The sequence below is a fragment of the Kitasatospora sp. Xyl93 genome (genome assembly GCF_055383135.1).
Map to the genome: position 1 here is coordinate 1,716,933 of NZ_AP029185.1, position 23,888 is coordinate 1,740,820.

General features: G+C 73.2%; 23 protein-coding genes and 1 pseudogene. 9 read left to right on the forward strand and 15 right to left on the reverse strand.

Annotated elements, in window-relative coordinates:
• Positions 1 to 66: 66 nt before the first annotated feature.
• The 8 genes from ACZ5GH_RS07195 to infC form a co-directional block, all read right to left on the reverse strand.
• Positions 67 to 909 carry a chitosanase gene (locus ACZ5GH_RS07195; protein WP_387750699.1) on the reverse strand — a complete coding sequence of 281 codons (843 nt, stop codon included), beginning with the start codon at positions 907 to 909 and terminating at the stop codon, positions 67 to 69.
• Positions 910 to 1,121: 212 nt separating this feature from the next.
• Complete coding sequence (gene pheT / locus ACZ5GH_RS07200) at positions 1,122 to 3,623, reverse strand: phenylalanine--tRNA ligase subunit beta (RefSeq protein WP_464333739.1); 2,502 nt, start codon at positions 3,621 to 3,623, stop codon at positions 1,122 to 1,124.
• Positions 3,623 to 4,744 (reverse strand): phenylalanine--tRNA ligase subunit alpha, encoded by a 1,122-nt coding sequence (gene pheS, locus ACZ5GH_RS07205; protein WP_387750694.1) that lies wholly within the window; start codon positions 4,742 to 4,744, stop codon positions 3,623 to 3,625. Before pheS ends, pheT begins: the two co-directional genes overlap by 1 nt.
• A 180-nt stretch (positions 4,745 to 4,924) precedes the next feature.
• The gene (locus tag ACZ5GH_RS07210; protein ID WP_387750691.1) at positions 4,925 to 6,028 is read right to left on the reverse strand and encodes a sensor histidine kinase; all 1,104 of its coding nucleotides are present in this window, start codon (positions 6,026 to 6,028) and stop codon (positions 4,925 to 4,927) included.
• A gap of 116 nt (positions 6,029 to 6,144) precedes the next feature.
• Positions 6,145 to 7,011 carry a TrmH family RNA methyltransferase gene (locus tag ACZ5GH_RS07215; protein ID WP_387750688.1) on the reverse strand — a complete coding sequence of 289 codons (867 nt, stop codon included), beginning with the start codon at positions 7,009 to 7,011 and terminating at the stop codon, positions 6,145 to 6,147.
• A 98-nt stretch (positions 7,012 to 7,109) separates the two neighbouring features.
• Positions 7,110 to 7,505 (reverse strand): 50S ribosomal protein L20, encoded by a 396-nt coding sequence (gene rplT, locus ACZ5GH_RS07220; RefSeq protein WP_030055649.1) that lies wholly within the window; start codon positions 7,503 to 7,505, stop codon positions 7,110 to 7,112.
• Between the two features lie 109 nt (positions 7,506 to 7,614).
• Positions 7,615 to 7,809, reverse strand: a complete 195-nt coding sequence (rpmI, locus tag ACZ5GH_RS07225) for a 50S ribosomal protein L35 (RefSeq protein WP_045701618.1) — start codon at positions 7,807 to 7,809, stop codon at positions 7,615 to 7,617.
• A 142-nt stretch (positions 7,810 to 7,951) separates the two neighbouring features.
• Positions 7,952 to 8,686 (reverse strand): translation initiation factor IF-3, encoded by a 735-nt coding sequence (gene infC / locus ACZ5GH_RS07230; RefSeq protein WP_387751903.1) that lies wholly within the window; start codon positions 8,684 to 8,686, stop codon positions 7,952 to 7,954.
• Between the two features lie 447 nt (positions 8,687 to 9,133).
• Between infC and ACZ5GH_RS07235 the strand changes: the two genes are divergently transcribed.
• Complete coding sequence (locus ACZ5GH_RS07235) at positions 9,134 to 9,511, forward strand: DUF1844 domain-containing protein (protein WP_387750686.1); 378 nt, start codon at positions 9,134 to 9,136, stop codon at positions 9,509 to 9,511.
• A gap of 102 nt (positions 9,512 to 9,613) precedes the next feature.
• Here the strand turns inward: ACZ5GH_RS07235 and ACZ5GH_RS07240 are convergent, their stop codons facing one another.
• On the reverse strand, positions 9,614 to 10,387 hold the full coding sequence (locus ACZ5GH_RS07240) for an SseB family protein (RefSeq protein WP_387750683.1): 774 nt from the start codon (positions 10,385 to 10,387) through the stop codon (positions 9,614 to 9,616).
• A gap of 128 nt (positions 10,388 to 10,515) precedes the next feature.
• Here ACZ5GH_RS07240 and ACZ5GH_RS07245 point away from each other — a divergent pair, with 128 nt between their 5' ends.
• The 3 genes from ACZ5GH_RS07245 to ACZ5GH_RS07255 all read left to right on the forward strand — a co-directional run bounded on the left by ACZ5GH_RS07245 (position 10,516) and on the right by ACZ5GH_RS07255 (position 13,363).
• Entirely contained in the window at positions 10,516 to 11,739 is a 1,224-nt protein-coding gene (locus tag ACZ5GH_RS07245; protein WP_387750680.1) for an amino acid deaminase/aldolase, read from the forward strand.
• A gap of 61 nt (positions 11,740 to 11,800) precedes the next feature.
• Positions 11,801 to 12,208, forward strand: a complete 408-nt coding sequence (locus tag ACZ5GH_RS07250) for a hypothetical protein (RefSeq protein WP_464333740.1) — start codon at positions 11,801 to 11,803, stop codon at positions 12,206 to 12,208.
• Between the two features lie 240 nt (positions 12,209 to 12,448).
• Positions 12,449 to 13,363, forward strand: a complete 915-nt coding sequence (locus ACZ5GH_RS07255) for a lytic polysaccharide monooxygenase auxiliary activity family 9 protein (RefSeq protein WP_387750674.1) — start codon at positions 12,449 to 12,451, stop codon at positions 13,361 to 13,363.
• 127 nt (positions 13,364 to 13,490) lie between these two features.
• Here ACZ5GH_RS07255 and ACZ5GH_RS07260 read toward each other — a convergent pair whose 3' ends face one another.
• From ACZ5GH_RS07260 to ACZ5GH_RS07275, 4 genes are all read right to left on the reverse strand, one after another.
• Entirely contained in the window at positions 13,491 to 14,630 is a 1,140-nt protein-coding gene (locus ACZ5GH_RS07260) for a DUF2510 domain-containing protein (RefSeq protein WP_464333741.1), read from the reverse strand.
• Positions 14,631 to 14,739: 109 nt separating this feature from the next.
• Positions 14,740 to 15,540 carry a 3-oxoacyl-ACP reductase gene (locus tag ACZ5GH_RS07265; RefSeq protein ID WP_464333742.1) on the reverse strand — a complete coding sequence of 267 codons (801 nt, stop codon included), beginning with the start codon at positions 15,538 to 15,540 and terminating at the stop codon, positions 14,740 to 14,742.
• A gap of 7 nt (positions 15,541 to 15,547) precedes the next feature.
• Positions 15,548 to 16,915 carry an aldehyde dehydrogenase family protein gene (locus tag ACZ5GH_RS07270; protein ID WP_464333743.1) on the reverse strand — a complete coding sequence of 456 codons (1,368 nt, stop codon included), beginning with the start codon at positions 16,913 to 16,915 and terminating at the stop codon, positions 15,548 to 15,550.
• Positions 16,916 to 16,938: 23 nt separating this feature from the next.
• The gene (locus tag ACZ5GH_RS07275) at positions 16,939 to 18,342 is read right to left on the reverse strand and encodes a glutamine synthetase family protein (RefSeq protein WP_387750662.1); all 1,404 of its coding nucleotides are present in this window, start codon (positions 18,340 to 18,342) and stop codon (positions 16,939 to 16,941) included.
• 166 nt (positions 18,343 to 18,508) lie between these two features.
• Here ACZ5GH_RS07275 and ACZ5GH_RS07280 point away from each other — a divergent pair, with 166 nt between their 5' ends.
• The 5 genes from ACZ5GH_RS07280 to ACZ5GH_RS07300 all read left to right on the forward strand — a co-directional run bounded on the left by ACZ5GH_RS07280 (position 18,509) and on the right by ACZ5GH_RS07300 (position 22,796).
• Complete coding sequence (locus tag ACZ5GH_RS07280) at positions 18,509 to 19,237, forward strand: gamma-glutamyl-gamma-aminobutyrate hydrolase family protein (RefSeq protein WP_387750659.1); 729 nt, start codon at positions 18,509 to 18,511, stop codon at positions 19,235 to 19,237.
• Between the two features lie 227 nt (positions 19,238 to 19,464).
• Positions 19,465 to 20,559, forward strand: a complete 1,095-nt coding sequence (locus ACZ5GH_RS07285; RefSeq protein ID WP_464333744.1) for a cation diffusion facilitator family transporter — start codon at positions 19,465 to 19,467, stop codon at positions 20,557 to 20,559.
• Between the two features lie 61 nt (positions 20,560 to 20,620).
• Positions 20,621 to 21,523: a 5'-3' exonuclease gene (locus ACZ5GH_RS07290; RefSeq protein WP_387751900.1), complete on the forward strand. Its 903-nt coding sequence runs from the start codon at positions 20,621 to 20,623 to the stop codon at positions 21,521 to 21,523.
• A 131-nt stretch (positions 21,524 to 21,654) separates the two neighbouring features.
• On the forward strand, positions 21,655 to 22,449 hold the full coding sequence (locus ACZ5GH_RS07295; protein WP_464333745.1) for a hypothetical protein: 795 nt from the start codon (positions 21,655 to 21,657) through the stop codon (positions 22,447 to 22,449).
• Positions 22,446 to 22,796, forward strand: a complete 351-nt coding sequence (locus ACZ5GH_RS07300; protein ID WP_387750649.1) for a winged helix-turn-helix domain-containing protein — start codon at positions 22,446 to 22,448, stop codon at positions 22,794 to 22,796. Before ACZ5GH_RS07295 ends, ACZ5GH_RS07300 begins: the two co-directional genes overlap by 4 nt.
• Before the next feature lie 21 nt (positions 22,797 to 22,817).
• Here ACZ5GH_RS07300 and ACZ5GH_RS07305 read toward each other — a convergent pair whose 3' ends face one another.
• Positions 22,818 to 23,090, reverse strand: coding sequence for a hypothetical protein (locus ACZ5GH_RS07305; RefSeq protein WP_387751940.1), 273 nt, complete (start codon positions 23,088 to 23,090; stop codon positions 22,818 to 22,820).
• A gap of 293 nt (positions 23,091 to 23,383) precedes the next feature.
• Positions 23,384 to 23,878: pseudogene (locus tag ACZ5GH_RS07310) on the reverse strand (radical SAM protein); the annotation flags it as partial.
• Between the last annotated feature and the right edge of the window lie 10 nt (positions 23,879 to 23,888).

A 23,888-nucleotide genomic window follows, 5' to 3' on the forward strand; every position in this document is an offset into this window, starting at 1 on the left:
CGCACCGGACACCAGGGGCCCGGCGGCCGGTTCACGGCCGCCGGGCCCCTCCGGTGCGGTGCGGCGTCAGCTGTTGATGGCGTAGCTGTCGCCGTAGACCTTCCACTTCAGCGGCGGGTTGAGGTCGAAGTTCTTCGCGTTGAGGAAGACCAGCTGCTCGGTGTCGACCCGGCTGGTGTCGGAGTGCGCCTCCTCCTTCTTCATGACCACCTTGCGGGCGTCCAGGAAGGCCTTGAGGTAGGTGGCCTCGTCGCCGCCCTGGGCGGGCGTCTTGGCCTTCTTCATGGCGGCGGCGCGGATGCCGCCGAAGCTGTCCGAGCTGTTGCCGGGGCCGTGCATGACGATGGCGTCGTAGTAGGCGAACTGGCCGAGCGCGCGCAGGCCGTCGCTCTTGGCCTGGTTGACGGCGGGGTTGAAGTACACCCGGTCGCGCTCGTCGTTCTGCGCCTGCTGGAAGACGGAGTCCTTGGCGGCGGTGGCCCAGGCCTTCTCGAACGCGGAGCCGAGGCCGGCGTGCGAGTCGGAGCCGTTGACCTTCTCCAGCGCCGGCAGGAACTTGGCCAGGACGTTGCCGGGCTTGAGGTCGGTGTAGTGCTGGACCAGCTCCAGCATGTCACCGGTGCCGGAACAGAAGCCGATGATGCCGGCGGTGTAGCCGCGGCCGTCCTTGATGTCCTCGATGTACTTGTACTGGGCCTTCCAGTCCAGCGACGAGTTCTCCGCGCTGGACACCAGCTGCATCGCGATGTCCTTCTTGTGCGGGTCGTCCAGCCCGACCCCCTTGAACTGGACGGCGGCGGCCGGCGACGGGGCGGCCTGGGCCGCCGAGGTGGCCGCGACGGTCAGGGGAGCGGCCACCAGGGCGGCGGCGAGGGCGATGCGGAGGGCACGACGGGGCTGAGGGCGCATGGGACGCTCCGATTCCTCGTGGGGTTAGGAAACTTTCCTAACGAGAAGTAGGAATACGCCTCCGGCCGTGCTCCCGCAAGGGTTTTGACGGAACGTCTTCAAGAGATCTTGGGCGGCCCGGCACCACGCACCCGGGCACCACGCGCCCGGGCAACGGAAAGGGCCCCGCCCCGGACGCGTGGTCCGGGCGGGGCCCTTGGGGCGCTGCCGCGTCAGGCGCCGCGCAGCACCGCGCCGGTGCGGGCGACGGCCTCGGCGACGGCCGCCTCACGGGCGGCGGTGGCCTCGTCGGCGGTCAGCGTGCGGTCGACCGCGCGGAAGCGCAGCGCGTACGCCAGCGACTTCCTGCCCTCGCCGACCTGCTCACCGGTGAACACGTCGAACAGCCGGATGGCCTCCAGCAGTTCGCCCGCGCCGGCGCGCAGCGCGGCCTCGACGTCGGCGGCCGGGACGGCGGTGTCGACGATCAGCGCGACGTCCTGGGTCGCCACCGGGAAACCGGAGACGGTCGGGCCGCCGACCCGCTCGGCGCCGTCGGCGGTGAGCAGGTCGATGTCGATCTCCATCGCGGCGGTACGGGCCGGCAGCCCGAGCGCCTTGACCACCCGCGGGTGCAGCTCACCGGCGTGGCCGACCACCCGGTCGGTGCCGGCCACCACCAGCTCGGCGCAGCGGCCCGGGTGCCACGGCGCCAGCTGGCCCTGACGGACGGTCAGCTCGACGCCGGCCGCGCGGGCCACCGTACGGGCCGCCTCGACGGCGTCCGCCCAGGAGGCCTGGGCGCCCTTGCCCCACCAGCCCGACGGCAGCCGCTCGCCCGCGAGGGCGACGGCGATCCGGCGCGGCTGGTCCGGCAGCGCGGCGTCCAGCGCGGCCAGCTCCTCGTCGCTGGGCCGGTGGTCGACCGCCGGGCGCGGGGCCACGCTCAGCTCGTCCTTGGGCAGGAAGACGGTGCCGGTCTCGTAGACCGCCAGGTCGGTGTTGCCCCGGCCGACGTTGCGGCGCAGCGCGCCGAGCAGGCCCGGCAGCAGCGTGGTGCGCAGCGCCGGCTCCTCGTCGTTCAGCGGGTTGACCAGCTTCACCGTGCGGCGGCGCCGGTCGTCCGCCTCCAGGCCGAGCGCCTCGAAGGCGGCCTCGCCGAGGAACGGGTAGTTGTTGACCTCGACGTAGCCGGCCCCGGCCAGCGCGACGCCGATCCGGCGGTTCACCCGCTGGGCCTCGGTCAGGCCCTTGCCCGGGGGCACGTTCGGCATCCGGGCGGGGACGTTGTCGTAGCCCTCCAGCCGGATGACCTCCTCGGCGAGGTCGTACGGGTCGGTGAGGTCGGGGCGCCAGGTCGGCGGGGTGACCTCCAGGACGTCGGCGCCGGAGACCGAGCAGCCGATCTCCTGCAGGCGCCGGGTGACGGTCTCGCGGCCGTACGCGGCGCCGGCCACCCGGTCGGGCAGGTCGGCGGCGATGGTGATGGTGCGCACCGGGTGCGGGGCGGCGATGTCGGTGACCCCGGCCTCGGCGGTGCCGCCGGCGATCAGGACCAGCAGGTCGACGGCGCGCTGCGCGGCGGCGCGGGCGGCCTCCGGGTCGACGCCGCGCTCGAAGCGCTTGGACGCCTCGGAGGGCAGCTTGTGCCGCTTGGCGCTGCGGGCGATCGCGACCGGGTCGAAGTGCGCCGCCTCGATGATCACCTCGGTGGTGCCCGGGCCCGCGGCCGGGTCGAGGATCTCGGTGGAGGCGCCGCCCATCACGCCGGCCAGGCCGATCGGGCCGCTGTTGTCGCAGATCAGCAGGTCCTCGACGGCGAGCTTGCGCTCCACCCCGTCGAGGGTGGTGAGGGTCTCGCCCTGCTCCGCCCGGCGGACCACGATGGGGCCGTCGACGCGCTGCTTGTCGTAGGCGTGCAGCGGCTGGCCGACCTCCAGCATCACGTAGTTGGTGATGTCGACGGTCAGCGAGATCGGGCGGATGCCCGACTTCTGGAGCCGGCGCTGGAGCCAGATCGGGGACTTGGCGTTCGGGTCGACGCCGACGACCGTACGGGCCACGAAGCGGTCGCAGCCGGCCTGGTCGTTGACCTTCACCAGGTAGCCGAAGGAGTTCGCCGGCGGCACGTCGAGCAGCGCCGGGTCGGCCAGCGGCAGCCCGTACGCGGCGGCGGCCTCACGGGCCACGCCGCGCATGGACAGGCAGTAGCCGCGGTCCGGGGTGACGGCGATGTCGAGCACCTCGTCGACGAGCTGGAGCAGCTCGATCGCGTCGGTGCCGGGCTCGTACTCCGGCGGGAGCACGATGATGCCGTTGTGGTCGTCGCCCATGCCCAGCTCGCGGGCGGAGCAGATCATGCCGGCCGAGGTGTGGCCGTAGGTCTTGCGGGCCGCGATCGGGAACGGGCCGGGCAGCACCGCGCCCGGGAGCACGACCACGACCTTGTCGCCGACGGCGAAGTTGGTCGCGCCGCAGACGATCTCCTGCGGCTCGCCGGTGCCGTTGGCGTCGCCGACGTTCACGAAGCAGTGCCGGATCGGCTTCTTGAAGCCGGACAGCTCCTCGATGGAGAGCACCTCGCCGACCACCAGCGGGCCCTTGAGGTCCGCGCCGAGCTGCTCGACGGTCTCGACCTCCAGGCCGGCCCGGACCAGGCGCTCCGCGACGTCACGGCCGGTCTCGCCGGCCGGCAGGTCGACGTACTCGCGCAGCCAGGAAAGCGGGACGCGCATCAGATCTCCATCCCGAACGGGAGGGTGAAGCGGACGTCACCCTCGACCATGTCGCGCATGTCGGCGACGTTGTGACGATTCATCAGGATCCGCTCCAGGCCCAGGCCGAAGGCGAAGCCGCTGTAGCGGTCGGGGTCGACACCGCAGGCGACCAGCACCCGCGGGTTGACCACGCCGCAGCCGCCGAGCTCGATCCAGCCCTCGGAGGAGCACGTCCGGCAGGGCCGGTCCGGGTTGCCGACGCTCGCACCGCGGCACACGAAGCACTGGAGGTCGATCTCCGCGCTCGGCTCGGTGAACGGGAAGTACGACGGGCGCCAGCGCAGCTCCAGGCCGCCGCCGATCAGCTTCTCGACCAGCACCTCGATGGTGCCCTTGAGGTCGGCGAAGGTGATGCCCTCGTCCACCGCGAGGCCCTCGACCTGGCGGAAGACCGGGGTGTGGGTGGCGTCCAGCTCGTCGGTCCGGTAGACCCGGCCCGGGCAGACCACGTAGAGCGGCGGCTCGCGGTCGAGCATGGTGCGCGCCTGGACCGGGGAGGTCTGGGTGCGCAGCACCACGCCGGAGTCGGCGGAGCCGTCCGGGGCCTGGACGAAGAAGGTGTCCTGCATCGAGCGGGCCGGGTGGTCCGGGCCCAGGTTGAGGGCGTCGAAGTTGAGCCACTCGGCCTCGACCTCGGGGCCCTCCGCGACCTGGTAGCCCATCGCGACGAAGGTGTCCTCGATGAGCTCGGCCATGGTGGTCAGCGGGTGCCGGGCGCCGCGCGGGGCGCGGTCGTACGGCAGCGTGACGTCCACCGCCTCCTCGACCAGCACGCGGGCGTCCCGCTCCGCCTCCAGCTCGGCCTGCCGCTTGGCGAGGGCCTGGTTGACGGCCCCGCGGGCCTGGCCGATCAGCTTTCCGGCGGCCGCCTTGGCGTGCGGGGGCAGGGCGCCGATCTCGCGGTTGGCGAGAGAGAGCGCGGAGCGGTCGCCGGTGTGGGCGACCTTGGCCTGCTTCAGCTCGTCCAGGGAACCGGCGGCGGCGAACGCGGCGACCGCCTCGTCCCGCGCCTGCTCCACCACCTCGGGCTTCAGGGCCTCGACCTCGACCGGGTCGTACGACTTGTTGGGTGCCGACATCTCTATCTTTCCCGTGCTCCTGCTCGTCCGTGCTCAAGGTCTTTGGGCCAACGCCAAAGGTCGAGTGTAGTCGCAGCGGGTATCACCGCTGCCGCGAAGCCCGTCCGGGGAGCGACGTCCGGCCCGCTCGGGAGCGGCCGGTACGGCTCGGAGCACGCGGTGCTCGTCGTCCACGCTCCTTCAGAGCATGAAGTCGGGTACCCCGGCGGGCAGGATGAATCGGAACCGGGCGCCGCCGCCGGGCGCGCGGTCGACGCGGATCGAGCCGCCGTGGGCCTCCACGATGCCCTTGACGATGTAGAGGCCCAGGCCCGTGCCGCCGCGCTTGGAACCGCGCCAGAAGCGGGTGAAGACGCGCGGCATCGACTCCTCGGGGATTCCGCTGCCTTCGTCGCTCACGGTGACCGCTGTGCCTTCCACGATGCGGGGCGGGGTGCCGCCGCGCTCCCACAGGGGTGCCTCGACGACCTCCTTGGCCGGTGCCACCTCGATGGTGACAGTTCCCTCGCCGTGCCGCACCGCGTTTTCCAGCAGGTTGGCGAGCACCTGGTCGACCTTGTCCGGGTCGGCCCACAGGACGGTCAGCGGCTCGGCGATCCGGATGTCGAAGCGGTCCTCGGCGATGCCGGTGGCGACCTTGCGCTCGACGTGCCGGCGCACCGCCGCGGCCAGGTCGACCACCTGCTTGCGCAGCTCCAGCCGGCCGGCGTCGATGCGGGAGATGTCCAGCAGCTCGGCGATCAGCCGGGTGACCCGGTCGGCGTCGGCGTCCACCGTCTCCAGCATCAGCCGCTTCTGCCCGTCGGTGAACCGCTCCCACTTGGCCAGCAGCGTCGCCGTGAAGCCCTTGACGCTGGTCAGCGGGGAGCGCAGCTCGTGCGCCACGGTGGCGATCAGCTCGGCGTGGCTGCGCTCGGTGCGGCGCCGGGCCTCGGTGCCGCGCAGGGCGATCACCAGCCGCTCCAGCGGCCCGCCCGGCGCGCTGCGCACGTACCGGGCGGAGACCAGCACCTCGCGCCCCCCGGGCAGGAGCAGGTTGCGCTCCGGCTGGCGGGTGCGGATGGCCAGGCCGCCGTACGGGTCGGTCAGCTGCCACCAGCGGCGGCCGTCCAGGTCCTCCAGCGGGAGGGCGTCCTCCAGCACGCTGCCGAGCGCGGCCTGCGGGAGCACGCCGGTGAGCCGGGCCGCGGCCCGGTTGAAGCAGACCACCCGGCCCAGCGCGTCGGCGACCACCAGGCCGTCCGGCAGGTCGTCCGGGTCGAGCTCGGGCCCGCTGCCGACCATGGGTTGCCTCCCCGATTACCCACCGTGCCGTTCCCCCCACCGAGGCAGACCCTAGCGCCTCCCAGGCCCGTGCAGTAGGGCTTGCAACGGGTGATCCGGACGCGCCCCCGGGCGGGTCAGGCGTTCGAGCGGCAGCCGCCGGGCGAACGCTGGGCGCGGGCCGAGGCGTACAGGCAGACGGCCGCGGCGGTGGCCAGGTTGAGGCTCTCCGCGTGGCCGTGGATCGGGACGCGCACGACCTCGTCGGTGAGCGCGCGGGTCTCCTCCGGAAGCCCCCACGCCTCGTTGCCGAACACCCACGCACCCGGCGCGCCCAGGGTGCCCTCGTCCAGCTCCCGGTCCAGGTCCCGCTCCCCCGCGCCGTCCGCGGCGAGCACCCGGACGCCGGCCTCGCGCAGCTTCCCGACGGCCTCCTCGACCGGCACGCCGACCGCCACCGGCAGGTGGAACAGGCTGCCCACGGAGGCCCGGACGGCCTTCGGGTTGTAGAGGTCCACCGAGGCGTCGGTGAGCACCACGGCGTCCGCGCCGGCCGCGTCGGCGGTGCGCAGCACGGTGCCGGCGTTCCCGGGGTCGCGCACGTGGGCGAGGACCGCGACCAGCTTGGGGCGGGCCTTGAGCACCTCGGCGAACGGGGTGTCGATGAAGCGGCAGAGCGCCACGATGCCCTGCGGGGTCACCGTGTCGCAGATCCCGGCGATCACCTCGTCGGTGGCGGTCAGCACCGGCAGCCCCTCGGCCAGGGCGGCGTCGACGATGCCGGCGTGCCGCTCGGCGGCCTCCGGCGTCGCGTAGACCTCGACCACCGCGTGCTCGCCGGTGCCCGGCAGCCTGCCGAACGCGACGGCCTCCCGGACCGCCTGCGGGCCCTCGGCCAGGAACCGGCGCTCCTTGGTGCGCTGGTTGCGCTTGGCCAGTCGGCGGGCGGCGACGACGCGCGGCGAGCGCAGGGAGGTCAGCAGGGGGGTGTCGGTGCTCGGCATGGTCTCGTTCTCTGGAGGCGCTGAAGGAGGGGCAGAAGCAGGACCGGACCCGCAGGCGAACCTGCGGGTCCGGTCGGAGCTCAACCGATCTCGGAAGATCAGGCGGCGTCGGCGGCGGCCTTCGGGGCGTTCACGTCGGCCGGCAGCGCCTTCTGGGCGACCTCGACCAGGGAGGCGAACGCACCCGGGTCGTTGACGGCCAGGTCGGCCAGCATCTTGCGGTCGATCTCGACGCTGGCGGCCTTCAGGCCCTGCACGAAGCGGTTGTAGGTGATGCCGTTGGCACGGGCCGCAGCGTTGATGCGCTGGATCCACAGCTGACGGAAGTCGCCCTTGCGCTTCTTGCGGTCGTTGAAGTTGTAGACCAGCGAGTGGGTGACCTGCTCCTTGGCCTTGCGGTACAGGCGCGAACGCTGGCCACGGTAGCCGCTGGCGCGCTCCAGGATGACCCGGCGCTTCTTGTGGGCGTTGACTGCCCGCTTGACGCGTGCCACTTGATTACTCCTTGGGTTGGACCACGGACTACTTCACGTGGTCCGTCATTCGAATGGGTCGGGAAGGATCAGCTGCCCCGCTCGCGGCTCGCGCCGGGCGGGAGGGCGATCACTTGCCGAGAAGCTTCTTGATCTTCTTGGCGTCAGCGGGGGCCAGCTCGATCGTCCCGGCCAGCTTGCGGGTCAGCGTCGAGGGCTTGTGCTCCAGGAGGTGGCGGCGGCCGGCGCGCTCGCGCAGCACCTTGCCAGAGCCACTGATCTTGAAGCGCTTGCTGGCGCCACTGTGCGTCTTCTGCTTCGGCATTTCGCCGTATCTCCTCGTCGGTCCCGTCCACGCCCGCGCGGCGGCTGCCACGCGGGCGTGAACTGGATGGATCTGCGGTGACCGGGCGGGCCGCCCCGTCACCCTGTGGGCCGGTCTCCCGGACCTCCTGGCCGGTGAAGGCTCAGGCGCCCTGGGAGGCGGCCGGCTGCTCGACCGGAGCGTCGGCCTCGGCGGCCGGCGCCTCGGCCGGGGCGTCCTGCGCCTCGGTCACGGCGTCGTCGTTCACGGCGTCCTCGTCGACCGCCACGTCGTCGTCCGCGGCGGCGTCGGAGCCGGCGGTGCGGCCCTGACGCTCGGCCTTGCGGGCGTCCGCGAGGGCGCGGGCCTCGGCCATCGCCTCGGTCTTCTTCTTGTGCGGGCCAAGGACCATGATCATGTTACGGCCGTCCTGCTTCGGCGAGGACTCGACGAAGCCCAGGTCCTGGACGTCGTCGGCGAGCCGCTGGAGCAGACGGAAGCCCAGCTCGGGGCGGGACTGCTCACGACCGCGGAACATGATCGTGATCTTGACCTTGTCGCCCTGCTTGAGGAACCGGACGACGTGACCCTTCTTGGTGTCATAGTCGTGCGGGTCGATCTTCGGCCGGAGCTTCATCTCCTTGATGACCGTGTGCGCCTGGTTCTTGCGCGCCTCACGGGCCTTCATGGCCGACTCGTACTTGAACTTGCCGTAGTCCATGAGCTTGCACACCGGCGGCCGGGCGGTCGCCGCGACCTCGACCAGGTCGAGGTCGTACTCCTGCGCGAGCTCCAGCGCCTTGGCAAGCGGCACGATGCCGACCTGCTCGCCGCTGGGACCGACGAGTCGCACCTCGGGGACGCGAATCCGGTCGTTGATGCGGGGCTCGGTGCTGATGGGGCCTCCTCGGTTGCACCTTCTGCGATGCGGCCGTCGGACGGCGGTCGCACGTAGTGGACTCGACCACTGGGCGGGGCTTCATTCGTGCTGCGCTGCCCGGTGGGTACACCGCCGCACGAAAAAAGCCCCGCTCGGTACAAGCGGGGCTCCACACAACCGGGGGCGACGCCCGGTGAGGGGCGTTGCGGGCGACTCGGCGCCAGGGGCGCCCGTCGCGGACCGGGACCCGTCGACCGCGAGGCCGATCGGGTGGGAGACTTTCGTGGTTTGCCCTCTCGGGCCTCCTCGGTGGAGCCTCCTCTTGCTGGCCAGGGACCCGTGAGGGAACCCGGCCGGTCAGTCTCGAAGCTTACAGCGTCGTGCCGTCGAACGCTATTCCGCCCCGCCGCGGGGCCCCTTGTACGCTCCACATGTACCCACACGGCACAACGGAACGAGCCCCCCTTGAGCAGCGAGCCCACCCAGAACCCCGGCGCTGAGGACGACGCGATCGGCTTCGACGACCTCACCCGCGACATCGCCGAGGTCCCGGCCGTCGAGGTGATCACCACCGTCGCGGTGCACCTGATGAGCGCCGCCGCCGTCAAGTGCGGTCTCGCCGAGGGCGGCGAGAAGGACAAGGACCTGGACGAGGCCCGCAAGCTGATCACCGCGCTGGCCGGGCTGGTCACCGCCGGTGCCCCGGAGATCAGCAACTTCCACGCCGCGCCGCTGCGGGACGGGCTGCGCTCGCTCCAGCTCGCGTTCCGCGAGGCCTCGGTCGTCCCGGACGCCCCGGGCGCGGGCCCGGGCGAGAAGTTCACCGGGCCGGTCTACTCCTGAGCCCGCTCGCGAAGGGAGCGCCCCGGGCGGGGCGCTCCCTTCGCGTCCACCACTGCCCGCGCCCAGCCGGCCGCCGGCGCTCTCGGGGGGCGGCCCCCGGGACTACCGCTTGTAGAGCGGCTCCCCCGGCAGCTCCGCGCCGGCCGGCAGCACCGCGAGGTCCAGCCCCCGGTCCAGCCGCACCCGCAGCACCGGGTCGGCGGCCACCGCCTGCCCGACCCGCTGCGCGGCCGCCTGCAGCCCGGCCTGGTCCAGCGCCGGGTCGAACACCACCGCGAGCACGCCGTCCGAACCGTCCGAGGCCGCCAACAGCCCGGTGACCACCTCCGGCTCGGCCGCCAGCAGCCCGCGGACCGCCTCGCGCACCTCCGGGTCCCGGACCGGCGGCAGGAACGGGCGGTTCTCCGCCAGCGCCCGCAGCCGGGCGCCGCTCAGCTGGAACGGCACCGGCCCGGCCGGGTCGATCAGCAGGGTGTCGGCGCGCTCCGCGAAGGCGACCATCGCGGCCTGCGGGGCCGCCGTCGGCGCCGGGCGGGCGTCGGCGCGCCAGCGGGTCAGCGATTCGAGCGAGGTGAAGGCCGGCAGCGCGCGGCGGCCGTCCGGGGCCTCCAGCACCGGCACGGCCATGTCGCTGGTCTTCTCGTGCCGGTGCCCCTCCGGGCTCACCTCGACCTCGCCGAGGATCGCGACGATCGGGACCATCAACCGGGTGGGGGTCAGCGCCGCCAGCACCTCCGGCTCGGCCGCGCGGTCCCGCGACCAGCGGTCGAGCGCCTCGGTGAGCGCCGGGTCGGCGGTGCCGTCGTCGTCGGAGAAGCCGGGATTCGGGATGCTCTTGCCGACGAACGCCGGGTTGGAGAAGTCTTTGCGGTCCACCCGTCCGACCCTATGCCACCGCGCCCGAGCGGCCCCATTCCGCTGCACGTCCCCCGCCTGCCAGGCCTTCCCGCACTTTCCCCGCACGGGGCCTACCCACCGGTAGTGCGGTGTGGCACCCTGCGGCCATGGTGATCCTCGACGCACCCGCGACCGCGCCCGCCCCGGTCTCCGACCGCCTCCGGTACGACCGCGCCACCGCCCACCTGGACGGGCCGGTGGCCGTCGTGGACCTCGCCGCGTTCGACGCGAACGCCGCCGACCTGGTCCGCCGGGCGGGCGGCAAGCCGATCCGGCTGGCCAGCAAGTCGCTCCGCTGCCGGGCGCTGCTGGAGCGGGCGCTGGCGGTGGACGGCTTCCTCGGGGTGATGAGCTTCACCCTGGAGGAGTCCCTCTGGCTGGCCCGCGCCGGCCTCCGCGACATCCTGCTCGCCTACCCCTCCGCCGACCGGGCCGGCTTCGCCGAGCTGACCGCCGACCCGGAGGCCGCCCGCGGGATCACCGTCGTCCTGGACGACCCCGCCCAGCTGGACCTGATCGACGAGGCCCGCGGCGGCGACGCCGAGGTCCGGGTCTGCCTGGAGCTGGACACCTCGCTGCACCTGCTCGGCGGCCGGGTCCGGGTGGGCGCCCGGCGCTCGCCGCTGCGCACCCCCGAGGACCTCGGCGCCTTCGCCGAGCTCGTCCAGCGCCGCCGGGGCTTCCGGGTGGTCGGCCTGATGGCGTACGAGGGGCACGTCGCCGGGGTGGGCGACCGGGTGCCCGGACGGCCGGTGCGCTCGCAGCTGATCCGGCTGATGCAGGCCAAGGCCCGGACCGAGCTGGCCGAGCGCCGGGCGGCGGCGGTCCGGCGGCTGCGGCAGGTCGCCGACCTGGAGTTCGTCAACGGCGGCGGCACCGGCAGCGTGGAGTCCACCGTGGCCGAGCGCGCCGTCACCGAGGTGGCGGCCGGCTCCGGGCTCTACCAGCCGCAGCTGTTCGACAACTACCGCTCCTTCCGGGGCCGCCCGGCCGCGCTGTTCGGCCAGCCGGTGGTGCGCCGCCCCGGCCTCGGCGTGGTCACCGTCCTCGGCGGCGGCTACCCGGCCTCCGGCGCGGCCGGGCCGGACCGCTCGCCGGTGCCGTACCTGCCCGCCGGGCTGCGCTACGACCCGATGGAGGGCGCCGGGGAGGTGCAGACCCCGCTGCTCGGCTCGGCGGCGGACGACCTGCTGATCGGCGACCGGGTCTGGTTCCGGCACGCCAAGGCGGGCGAGCTGTGCGAACGCTTCGCCGAGCTGCACCTGATCGAGGGCGACCGGATCGTCCGGACGGTGCCGACGTACCGGGGTGAGGGGAAGGCGTTCCTCTGACGCCCCGTCCGCCGTTGCCCTACCGTGGAGCCGACACCAAGGCAGTGACGAGGGGAGCGGCATGGACGCCGAAATCACCGAGATTGCGACGAGGGGCGCGACCGCCCTGGCCGGCCTCATGGTCACGTCAGCCTGGGAACGGGTCAAGCCGCGCGTAGCCGCGATGTTCGGTCGACGGGCGGAGTCGGTCTCCGAGGAACTGGACGAAACCCAGGCGGAGCTGATCGCGACACCGGAGGACGGTCGCGAGTCCGCCGCTCAGAGCGCGCAGGGGGAGTGGGAGCCCAAGCTGCGCCGACTGCTGGCCAACGACCCGGCCATGGTCGCCGAACTCCGGGCAATCCTCGATGAGTTCGCACCGGTTCGGCCCGAGCAGGTCCCCGGCACGGTGCACAACGAGATCGGCGGGAATGCCAGGATCCACGGCAAGGTCGTACAGGCCCACACGATCAACAGTCTGAACCTCTGACCTTTCCGGAGCCTTAAGCGGGCCCGATGGAACGGCTAACCACGCCGTCCGTCGGGCCTTTGCGCTGCTCGGGGCCCTACAGTCCGTCAACAAGCACAGCGCGCGCGGCTATTGCCATCTGGTCCAGACCAATCCTACGCTCTGGCCGGGGGCCGCGCGCCGGGCCGGCGGCTCCCGAACGGGCAGGCGTGCCCGTTCCCCCACACTCGCCCGGAACGACGGTCAAGGAGTCCCCACCCCATGTCCATCAAGCGAAGTGCCCTGTCCGTCGGCGTGATCGGCGCCGCGGTCGTCGCGGTGGCCGGTGCCACCGCCGGCACCGCCAGCGCCCACGGCACGATGACCAACCCCGTGAGCCGGATCGCCGCCTGCTTCGCCGAGGGCCCCGAGCACCCGGTGTCCCAGATCTGCAAGGACCTCGTCGCCGCGAGCGGCACCCAGCCGCTGTACGACTGGAACGAGGTCAACATCGGCAGCGCCGCCGGCAACCACCAGGCGCTGATCCCGGACGGCAAGCTCTGCTCGGCCAACCGCGACAAGTACGCGGCGCTGGACTGGCCGCGCACCGACTGGCCGGCCACCGCGGTGAAGGCCGGCGCCTTCACCTTCCAGTTCCGCGCCACCGCGCCGCACGTCGGCACCCAGACCGTCTACATCACCAAGGCGGGCTACGACCCGACCAAGCCGCTGAAGTGGTCGGACCTCGACCCGACCCCGGTGGCCAAGGTGCAGGTCGACCGCAATACCGTCAACGGCTCGTACTCCTACTCGGGCACCCTGCCGCAGCGCACCGGCCGCCAGGTGCTGTACACGGTGTGGCAGCGCAGCGACAGCCCGGAGGCCTTCTACGCCTGCTCCGACGTCGACTTCGGCTCCTCCACCACGGCCGTGTCGGCACTCGCCGCCCAGGCCCCGGCCGCGCCGAGCGACGCCCAGATCGCGGCCGACGCCTCCAGGTCCACGGTCGCCCACCACGGCCACGGCGGGGACCCGGACTCCCCGGCCGGCCAGGTGGTCCCGACCGCCGCCGCGGCCGTGGGCGGCACCTCGGCCACCGGTCCGCTGCTGCTCGCGGGCGCGGCCGCGATCGGTGCCGGCTGGGCCGGCATGGTGCTCCGGCGCCGTCGTGTCGAGGCTGTTCGACGCGACTCCTGACGCCGGGCGCGGGACCGGGCCGGCCATACCCCCGTCCGGCCCGGCTCCCGTGGCACGTTCCAAGAGCGGCGGCCCACCCGGAGGGTTCCCTCCCGGGTGGGCCGCCGCCGTGTGAGGAGCGCGGGGCTCAGGTGGTGGTGCCCCCGGGGCCGCCGGAGCCGGAGCCCGTCCCGGGCAGTCCGGGGATGCCCGGCAGCTTGCCCTTGTAGTCGGAGATGCCCTGGACGATGGTGTCCATCACCGCGACGTCCGGCGACTTGTCGGCGATGTCGAAGCCGAAGTGCACCGAGACCAGCGACTTCCCGTCGGCGGACGGGAAGACCACGGTCTGCACGGTGCCGTTGTTGCCCTTGGGCGCGTCCACCTTCCAGCGGACCAGGTAGCCGTCCTTGCCGTTGACCTTCACGGCCTCGGACTTGAGCTCCTGGTGCCCGGTGACGTCGCCGTACGCGTCCTTGGCCGCCGACGCGATGTCGGCCTTGGCCGCCGCCTGGACGTCGGTGCCGCCGCCGGCGATCCGGCCGGTGTTCACCCCGCCGAGGGAGCACTCGCCCTGGCCGCCCGCGCAGGTGTACGAGCCGACGCTGAGCATGGCGTAGCCCTTGTCGGTGGTGCCGGCCTCCCAGCCGTCCGGGACGGGCAGGGTGAGCCGGTTGACCACGTCGATCGCCTGGTCGGCGTTCGGGCGGGGCTTACCGCCGCCCTTGCCGCTCCCGCCGTTGCCGCCGCCCCCGCCCTTGCCGCTCCCGCCGCCGTTCCCGTCACCGCCGTTGCCGGGGTCGCCGAAGTCCGGGACGCCGCCCCACGGGCCGTTGCCGTCGGACTGCGGGGCCGGACGGGCGCTGCGCTTGGGGCGGTCCCCGTGGCCGTCCATCGCGAGGTAGGTGATGCCCGAGCCGGCGCCCAGGCCGAGCAGGGCGGCGACGGCGGTCGCCAGCACCAGCTTGGAGGGCCGGCGCCGGGGCCGGCGCGGCGGTCCGGCGGGCGAGCCGTAGGCGGTGCCGAAGGGCGGCGGCTCCGGGTAGCGGACGGTCGGGCCGCTGTCGAGCACCTCGCCCTCCAGCACCGTGGGCCGCCCGGCCGGTCCCGCCCCCGGGTCCGCGGCGGCGGCCGGCTCCCGCTCCGGAGCGGCCGGTGCCGGGGCGTCCGAGGGTGCGGGCCGGGTGTCGGCCGTCCAGCCCCTGCCGTCCCACCACCGCTGGGGCCTCGGGTCACTGGTGGTGTCCTTGGGGTCCGGGTACCACCCGGCGGGAATCTGCTCACTCACGACAGAGAATCTAAAGGCAGCCGGATAAACGCGAAATCAGCGCAGCACGGAATTCCCGCCGTTTTCGATGAGATTCCGGTGAGAACCCGCGCGCCGGGCCGGGCGGACCCTACAGCGGCGTCACGTAGGCCCCGGAGATGCCCCCGTCCACCAGGAACTCGCTCGCGGTGATGAACGAGGAGTCGTCGCTGGCCAGGAAGGCCACCGCGGCGGCGATCTCCTCGGCGCGGGCGAACCGGCCGAGCGGGATGTGTACCAGCCGGCGGGCGGCCCGCTCCGGGTCCGCGGCGAACAGCTCGCGCAGCAGCGGGGTGTCCACCGGCCCGGGCGAGAGCGCGTTGACCCGGATGCCCTCCCGGGCGAACTGCACGCCCAGCTCGCGGGACATCGCCAGCACCCCGCCCTTGGAGGCGGTGTAGGAGATCTGCGAGGTGGCCGCGCCCATCCGGGCCACGAAGCTGGCGGTGTTGATGATCGAGCCCCGCCCGTGCCGGCGCATGTACGGCAGCGCGGCCTTGCAGCACAGGTAGACCGAGGTCAGGTTGACCTCCTGGACCCTGCGCCAGGCGTCCAGGCCGGTGGTCAGGATCGAGTCGTCCTCGGGCGGGGAGATGCCGGCGTTGTTGAACGCGACGTCCACGCTGCCGCAGGTCTCGTACGCCTCGTCGAACAGCGCCTCGACCATGTACGGGTCGGTGACGTCGGTGTGCACGAAGAGCCCGCCGACCTCCTTGGCGGCGGCCCGTCCGGTCTCCTCGTCGAGGTCGGCGCAGACCACCTTCGCCCCCTCCGAGGCGAGCCGCCGGGCGGCGGCCAGGCCGATGCCGCTGCCCGCGCCGGTGACCACGGCGGTGCGGCCGACCAGCCGGCGGCAGACGGGTCCGTCCTGCGCGGCGTGCTTCTCGCTCATCGGGCTGTCACTCCTCGCTGTGGATGAAGACGTTCTTGGTCTCGGTGAAGTGGCGCAGCGCGTCCGGTCCCAGCTCACGGCCCACCCCGGACTCGCCGAAGCCGCCGAAGGGCGTCCAGTAGCGCACCGAGGAGTGCGAGTTGACCGACAGGTTGCCCGCCCGTACGCCCCGGGCCAGGCGCAGCGCGCGGCCGACGTCCCGGGTCCAGATCGAGCCGGACAGGCCGTAGCGGGTGGCGTTGGCCAGCCGCAGGGCGTCGGCCTCGTCGGTGAACGGCAGGACGGCGGCGACCGGGCCGAAGATCTCCTCGGTGACGGCCGGGACCTGCGGGTCCGCGGGGGCGATAACGGTCGGCGGGTACCAGTAGCCGGGCCCGTCCGGGACCTTGCCGCGGGCCAGCACCGGCAGCTCGGGGGTGAGGTAGGAGGCCACCCGGCGGACCTGGGCGGCCGAGATCAGCGGGCCGAGCTGGGTCTGCGGGTCGGTCGGGTCGCCGGTGCGCAGGGTCTCGACGGCGGGCAGCAGCAGGGCGAGGAAGTCCTCGTACACCTCGCGCTGGACCAGGATCCGGCTGCGGGCGCAGCAGTCCTGGCCGCTGTTGTCGGCGAAGGACATCGGGTCGGCGGCGCGGGCGAGGTCGGCGTCGGCGAAGACGATGCTGGGGCTCTTGCCGCCGAGTTCCAGGGTGACCCGCTTGGCGCGGGCGGCGCAGCGGGCGGCGACCTCCTTGCCGACCACGGTCGAGCCGGTGAAGACGAGCTTGCGGACGGCCGGGTGGTCCGCCAGGGCCCGGCCGGTGGTGGCGCCCGCGCCGGGGACGACCTGGAACAGGCCCTCGGGCAGGCCCGCCGCGAGGGCGAGTTTGGCCAGCCGCAGGGCGGTCAGCGGAGTGGCCTCGGCGGGCTTGAGCAGGACGGCGTTGCCGGCCGCCAGGGCGGGGGCGAAGCCCCAGGCGGCGATCGGCATCGGGAAGTTCCACGGCGCGATCACCCCGACCACGCCGACCGGCTCGTGGAGGGTCACGTCCAGGCCGCCCGCCACCGGGATCTGTCGGCCGGTCAGCCGCTCCACTCCCCCGGCGGCGTACTCCAGCAGGTCCCGGACGTTGCCGGCCTCCCAGCGGGCGTTGGCGGGCAGGTGGCCGGCCTCGTCCACCTCCAGGGCGGCCAGCTCGGGGACGTGCACCTCGACCTGGTCGGCGAAGCGGCGCAGCAGCCGGGCGCGTTCGCCGGGGGCGAGCGCGGCCCAGCCGGCCTGGGCCTTCACCGCCCGCCGGACGGCCGCGTCCAGCTGCTCGGAGGTGGTGTCCGGGACGGTGGCGAGCACCTCGCCGGTGGCGGGGTTGCGGACGGTGCTCGCGGCGGGCTCGGTCATGGGTCACATCCGTCGGTCATGGGTCACATCCGTTCGAAGGATCGGTAGCGCTCCCAGTCGGTGACCGCCCCGTCGTAGGCGGCCTGCTCGACCCGGGCCATGTTCAGGTAGTGCTCGACCACGTCGTCGCCGAACGCCTCGCGGGCCAGTTCGCTGCCGGCCCACAGCTCGGCCGCCTCGCGCAGCGATCCGGGCACCCGGGGGTACTCCTCGACCGCGTAGGCGTTGCCGAGGCAGGGCGCGGGCAGTTCCAGCTTGCGCTGCAGCCCGTGCAGGCCGGCCGCGATCATCCCGGCCACCGCGAGGTACGGGTTGACGTCGCCGCCCGGCACCCGGTTCTCCATCCGCAGGCCGGGGCCGTGGCCGACCACCCGGTAGGCGCAGGTGCGGTTGTCCCGGCCCCAGGCGACGGCGGTCGGGGCGAAGGAGCCCGGGCGGTAGCGCTTGTAGGAGTTGATGTTCGGCGCGTACAGCACGCTGAACTCGCGCAGCGCGACCAGCTGGCCGGCCAGGAAGTGCCGCATGGTGTCGGTCATCCGGCCGTCCCGGTCGGCGAAGGCGGGGGCGCCGACGGCGTCGCGCAGCGAGAGGTGGATGTGGCAGCTGTTGCCCTCGCGCTCGTCGTACTTGGCCATGAAGGTGAGCGCGCAGCCGAGTTGGGCGGCGATCTCCTTCGCGCCGGTCTTGTAGACGCTGTGCTGGTCGCAGGTGGTGAGGGCGTCGGCGTAGCGGAAGGCGATCTCGTGCTGGCCGAGGTTGCACTCGCCCTTGGCCGACTCCACCACCAGGCCGGCGCCGGCCATCTCGGTGCGGATCCGGGACAGCAGCGGCTCGACCCGGGCGGTGCCCAGCATCGAGTAGTCGACGTTGTAGAGGTTCGCCGGGGTCAGGCCGCGGTAGCCGCCCAGCCAGGCCTGCTCGTAGGTGTCGCGGAAGACCAGGAACTCCAGTTCGGTGCCGATGTCGGCGGCCAGGCCGTGCTCGGCGAGCCGGGCGATCTGGCGGCGCAGCAGCTGGCGCGGGGCGGCGTCCACCGGGTGGCCGCCGTGCCGGGCGAGGTCGGCGGTGACCTGGGCGGTGCCGGGCTGCCAGGGGGTGAGCCGCAGGGTGTCGAGGTCGGGGCGCATCGCGAAGTCGCCGTAGCCGGTGGCCCAGGAGGAGAAGGCGTAGCCGTCCACGGTGTTCAGGTCGACGTCGACGGCCAGCAGGTAGTCGCAGGCCTCGGCGCCGTGCTCGGCGACCTCGTCGAGGAAGAACCGGGCGGCGAAGCGCTTGCCCTGGAGACGGCCCTGCATGTCGGTGAAGGCGAGCGCGACGGTGTGCACCTCGCCGGCGTCCACCAGGGTGCGCAGCCCGTCCAGGGTCAGCGGCGGCCGGGGCGGCGAGCCTGCGGCAACCTGTTCGGACCTCTCGGACATTTCAGACATGGCCGAACCCTCCTCCTCGATCACTCTTCGAGATCAAGCGGTCACAGCGAACCGTACGGCCTGCGACTCGCGGGGCGGAAGAGGGCGGGTGGGTGTCGGGTGGCCGTGGCGCGCCGACGCGCGTGGCTGACGGTGGTTCAGGTGCCGCGGAGGGAGAATGCGCGCCATGGATCGCAGGCCTTTGATCGGCGTCAGCACCTACCTGGTGGACGCGAGTTGGAGCGATTGGCGGGACCGCCGGGTGGCACTGCTGCCCGAGCGGTACACCGCGCAGGTCCGGGACTCCGGCGGGATCGCGGTCCTGCTGCCGCCGGACGCCCCGGAGCGCGCGCCGGAGGTGCTGGCCCGGCTGGACGGCCTGGTGATCGCGGGCGGGCCGGACATCGACCCGGCGTACTACGGGGAGCCGGCCCATCCGGCGACCGAGGTGGACTCGCCGGAGCGGGACGCCTGGGAGGTCGCGCTGCTGCGGGCGGCGCTGGCAGCGGGGATGCCGCTGCTGGCGGTCTGCCGGGGGATGCAGGTCCTGAACGTGGTGTGCGGCGGGACGCTGGTGCAGCACCTGCCGGACGTGGTGCCGGTGGACGTGCACGGCGCACCGCCCGGGCGCTACGGCACCCACGCGGTGCGGCCGGTGCCGGGGACGCTGCTGGGCGGACTGCTGCCGGAGAGCGAGCTGGAGGTGCCGACCTTCCACCACCAGGCCGTCGACCGGGTCGGAACGGGGCTGCGGGTGAGCGCCCACGCGCCGGACGGGACGGTGGAGGCGGTGGAGGGCCCGGGGTTCGCGCTCGGAGTGCAGTGGCACCCGGAGCAGGGGGACGACCTGCGGCTGATGCGGGCGCTGGTCCGGGCGGCCACCGCGGCGGTCCTCGACGCGCTGGCGCTGGGATAGCGCAACTGGGCCCGGCGACAGGGGATTTCGGCTGTTCGGCGGGGTGCGGCGTACGGCGGATCCGGCCCTCCGAACGGCAACGACAACGGTCACCAGTACAGCCTTTGGATCTTTGTCGATTCTGCGGTTCACTTCGGTTGCGGGGCGGTCGCAGCGCGCCCCCTTTCGCACCCGTGCGCCCAGAGAGGACTTTCATGGCCGGGCACGAGCATTCGCACGATGATCATGTGCATGACCACCAGCACTCGGGTTCGCCGTCGCAGCCGCACTCGCGCTCGCACTCGCACGGGAAGGGCGGCCACGGGCACGGATCCGGGGGTCACTCGCACGGACCGGGGGGCCACGGCGGCCACTCGCACGGCGTCGCCGCCGACGCGGACCGCCGCTGGCTGCTCAGCGCGCTCGCCCTGATCGTCGTCTTCATGGCCGGCGAGGTCGTGGTCGGCTTCGCCGCCGGCTCCCTGGCGCTGATCTCGGACGCGGCGCACATGCTCACCGACGCCGCGTCCATCGTGCTCGCGCTGATCGCCATGCGGCTCGCCGCCCGCCCGGCCCGGGGCGGCTACACCTACGGCCTCAAGCGCGCCGAGATCCTCTCCGCGCAGGCCAACGGCGTCACCCTGCTGGTGCTGTCGGCCTGGCTGGGCTACGAGGCGGTCACCCGGCTGTTCGAGCCGCCGGAGGTCACCGGCTCACTGGTGCTGGTCACCGCGCTGGTCGGGATCGTGGTCAACCTCGCGGCCACCTGGTGCATGTCCAAGGCCAACCGCAGCTCGCTGAACGTCGAGGGCGCCTTCCAGCACGTGCTGACCGACCTGTACGCGTTCGTCGCCACCGCGGTCGCCGGTGTGGTCGTGGTGACCACCGGCTTCGCCCGGGCCGACGCGATCGCCTCGCTGATCGTCGTCGCGCTGATGCTCAAGGCCGGCGTCGCACTGGTCCGGGACTCCGGACGGATCTTCCTGGAGGCCGCCCCGGCCGGGATCGACCCGGACGCGGTGGCCGACCGGATGGTCACCGAGCCGCTGGTCGAGGAGATCCACGACCTGCACATCTGGGAGATCACCTCCGGCCAGCCCGCCCTGTCCGCGCACATCCTGGTCACCCCCGGCGGCGACTGCCACGCGGTGCGCCGCCGGCTCCAGGGCCACCTCGCCGCCGAGTACGGGATCACCCACAGCACCCTCCAGGTCGACCACGTCGGCGAGGACGAGTCCGGCGGGCTGCTCCAGATCGCCGGCCCCGGAGAGTCGGCCGTCGACGCCGAGCACTGCGCCGACGCCCACGGCCCGGTCCACCGCGCCGGGCCGCACGAACACTGACAACCACCCCGTCCGTCACCGCGGTGCGGCATGATGCTGAGTCGTGACCGCACCGCGACTGATGCTGCTCGACTCCGCCAGCCTGTACTTCCGGGCCTACTTCGGCGTACCGGACACCCTGCGCTCGCCGCAGGGCGAGCCGGTCAACGCCGTCCGCGGCCTGCTGGACTTCATCGCCCGGCTCGTCCACGACCACCGCCCCGCGGAACTCGTGGCCTGCATGGACGCCGACTGGCGCCCGCAGTGGCGGGTGGACCTCGTCCCCTCCTACAAGACCCACCGGGTCGCCGAGGCGGCCGAGGACGGCGAGGAGGAGGTGCCCGACACGCTGGCCCCGCAGGTCCCGGTGATCGAACAGGTGCTGGACGCCCTCGGCATCGCCCGGGTCGGCTCCCCCGGCTACGAGGCCGACGACGTGATCGGCACCCTCACCGCCCGCGCCACCGGGCCGGTGCAGATCGTCACCGGCGACCGCGACCTCTTCCAGCTGGTGGACGACGCCCGCGGGATCACCGTGCTCTACCCGGTCAAGGGGATGGGCAACCTCCAGGTCACCGACGACGCGCTGCTGCTGGAGAAGTACGGCGTGCGCGGCGCCCAGTACGCCGACATGGCCGCCCTGCGCGGGGACCCGTCGGACGGCCTGCCCGGCGTCAAGGGCATCGGCGAGAAGACCGCCGCCCAGCTGATCAACGAGTACGGCGACCTCGCGGCCATCCGCGCCGCCGCCCTCGACCCCGGTTCCAGGCTCACCCCGGCCCGCCGCCGCAACATCGTCGAAGGCGCCGCCTACCTCGACGTCGCCCCCAAGGTCGTCCGGGTCGCCGACGACGCCCCGCTGCCCGCCTTCGACCCGGCCCTCCCCCGCGAGCCGCTGTACCCGATGACGCTGGAGGAACTCTCCACCCGCTGGGGCCTCGGCACCTCCCTGGACCGCCTGCTGGAGGCCCTCGCCACCCGCTGAGCCGCCGTACGCCGAGGGCCCGCACGCTCCCGCCGGAGCGTGCGGGCCCTCGGTGTTCCTTGACGCCGCGTCACTTTGCAATGCAAAGTTCATGGCACAGCAAAGCAGATACGCGCGACAAGGGGTGGATCATGGCGTCGACACACCGGGCCGGCCCGGCCGAACTCCTCGCCGAGACGGAGGGGCTCCGGGCCCGGGCCCGGACCCGGCTGCGCGGATCGGGGGTGCCGCTGCTCGGGTTCGGCCTGCTCGCCCTGGCCGCCGTGCCGGTCTCCGGCCAGGCCTACAACTTCGGCGCCAACGGACGGTTCGTCGCCTCGTACCCGTCCTTCGCCTACTCCGAGCTCATCGACCTCTGCGTGCCGCACGCACCGGACGGCTCGTGCCGGACCGGCGACTTCGACGGCGCCGTGCTCCGCTTCCTGGCCTGGGGCGTCTGGTACGCCCTGCTCCCGCTCGCCTGGCTGGCCCTGGCCCGCTGGTACCGGCGGCGCGGCGAGGCCCGCGGGATCGTCCCGCACCGCGACGGCTGGGTCGGCGCCGCGGTCGGGATCGGCGTGCTGCTCACCGCCGTGCTGCTCGGCCTGGTCTTCGCGCGCCATGTGCCGTTCGGACTGTCCCTGCTCGTGAACACCTACGCCTCGCCCTGGTACGTGGTCGGCATCGGCCTGATCGTCCTCGGCCTGACCGAACGCAGCCCCCTGGTGACCGCCGCCGGCCTCGCCCACACGGCACTGCTCACCGGCTACCTCGCGGCCCCGTGGGAGAGCGGCTGGCTGCCCTGGCTCGACCGCGGCGACGGCGGCTGGGCCGACGGCCCCCAGCCGAAGGCCCTGCTGCTGGCGGCGGTCCTGCTGGCCGCCGGCCTGGCACAGTGGACGGCGGCCCGCCGCACACCGGGGGCATCCCGTACGGTCACCTCATGAGCGTTGCGGACGAAGCCGAGGAGCAGCACCCGACCCTGGCCCTGGACGACACCGTCCACCAGCGGGTCCGGCTCGGCATCCTGGCGATCGCCCGCGAGGCCGACCGGGTCGAGTTCGGCTTCCTCAAGGAGCAGTTGGGCGCCACCGACGGCAACCTGTCCCGCCACCTCAAGGTCCTGGAGGAGTCCGGCCTCGTCGCCGTCGCCAAGGGCTACGTCGGACGCCGCCCCCGCACCTGGGTCACCCTCACCCCCCACGGCGCCGACGCCCTCGACCGCGAACTCCGCGCCCTGCGCGCCCTCGTCCGCCGCCTCGACGCCGCCGCCCCCGGGCCCACCCCGGCGTAGGAAGTCGGCCGGGCCGACTTCCTACGCCGGGTCGGTTCCTGCCGCAGCTCCGGCAGCGGCGCCGTACTCTCGTGTCCGCCTCCGGACTTCGGCGTCCTTGAAGGCCAGCACCTCGTCGACGATCCCGCTCTTCGGCAACTCGGCCACGGGAACGCAGAGGTCCATCCGTTGGATGCAGACGCCCACCATGTACTCCCCCTGGTCGGTGAGGTAGAGGCGGATACCGTAGTAGCCCTCCTCACAGTCCGTGTCGTTGTTGAACCGGCACGACGCACAGGTGTCGGGGAGCCGCACGGCAGCAGCCGCTTCACGTACACCGCCCGGCTGCCGAGCGCCCGGTAGAGGGTGCGCTCGTCGGACGTACCGGCGGTGAACGTCCGGAGCACCGGCTCCGCACCGACCCGGGCCAGCACTTCGGAGATCGCCGCGACCGACTCCGGGCCGTCCTGGATGCTGGTGAGCATCCGCACGTCCGCGAACTGGCCGTACGACTCGACCAGGTGGACGACCCGGTCGACGTGGGCCGTTCCGGGAACGACGATGCTCACGGAGACCTTCACACCGTTGGAGACGGCAGCACGGATGGTCTGCTCCGCCGCGCGGATCTTCGCCTCGGCCAGGCCCGCCGTCCTGAAGCGCTCGGACTGGACGACCTGGAGTTCTTCGGCGGTCGTACCGAACACCGAGACGTTGACCCGATTGAGGCCCGCTGCCGAACACTCCGGCATGACCTGTCGGCCGCGCTCCCCGTTGCTGGTCATCCCGACGCTCAACCCCATGCCGGAGAGCGCCGCGACCAGCGCGGGCACCTCCGTGTGCAGCGTGGGCTCCCCACCCGTGAGGTGGACCTCGTCGGCACCGAACGCCCTCGCCACGGTTCGCACCGCCCGCCGGAAGGCCATGTCCGGGTCCATCCTGGCGGCCAGGAAGCCGACTCCGTTCGTCTCGCTGTAGATCGACACACGCCCGGTCCTGCCCGGGCCCGCGGCGAAGGGCAGTTCGGTGCGGCCCCGGTTGTCGGCGGTGACCGGTGTTCCCTCGTTGTGGCAGAACGTGCAGGCCAATCCGCAATCGTCGATCACCTTGATGCGG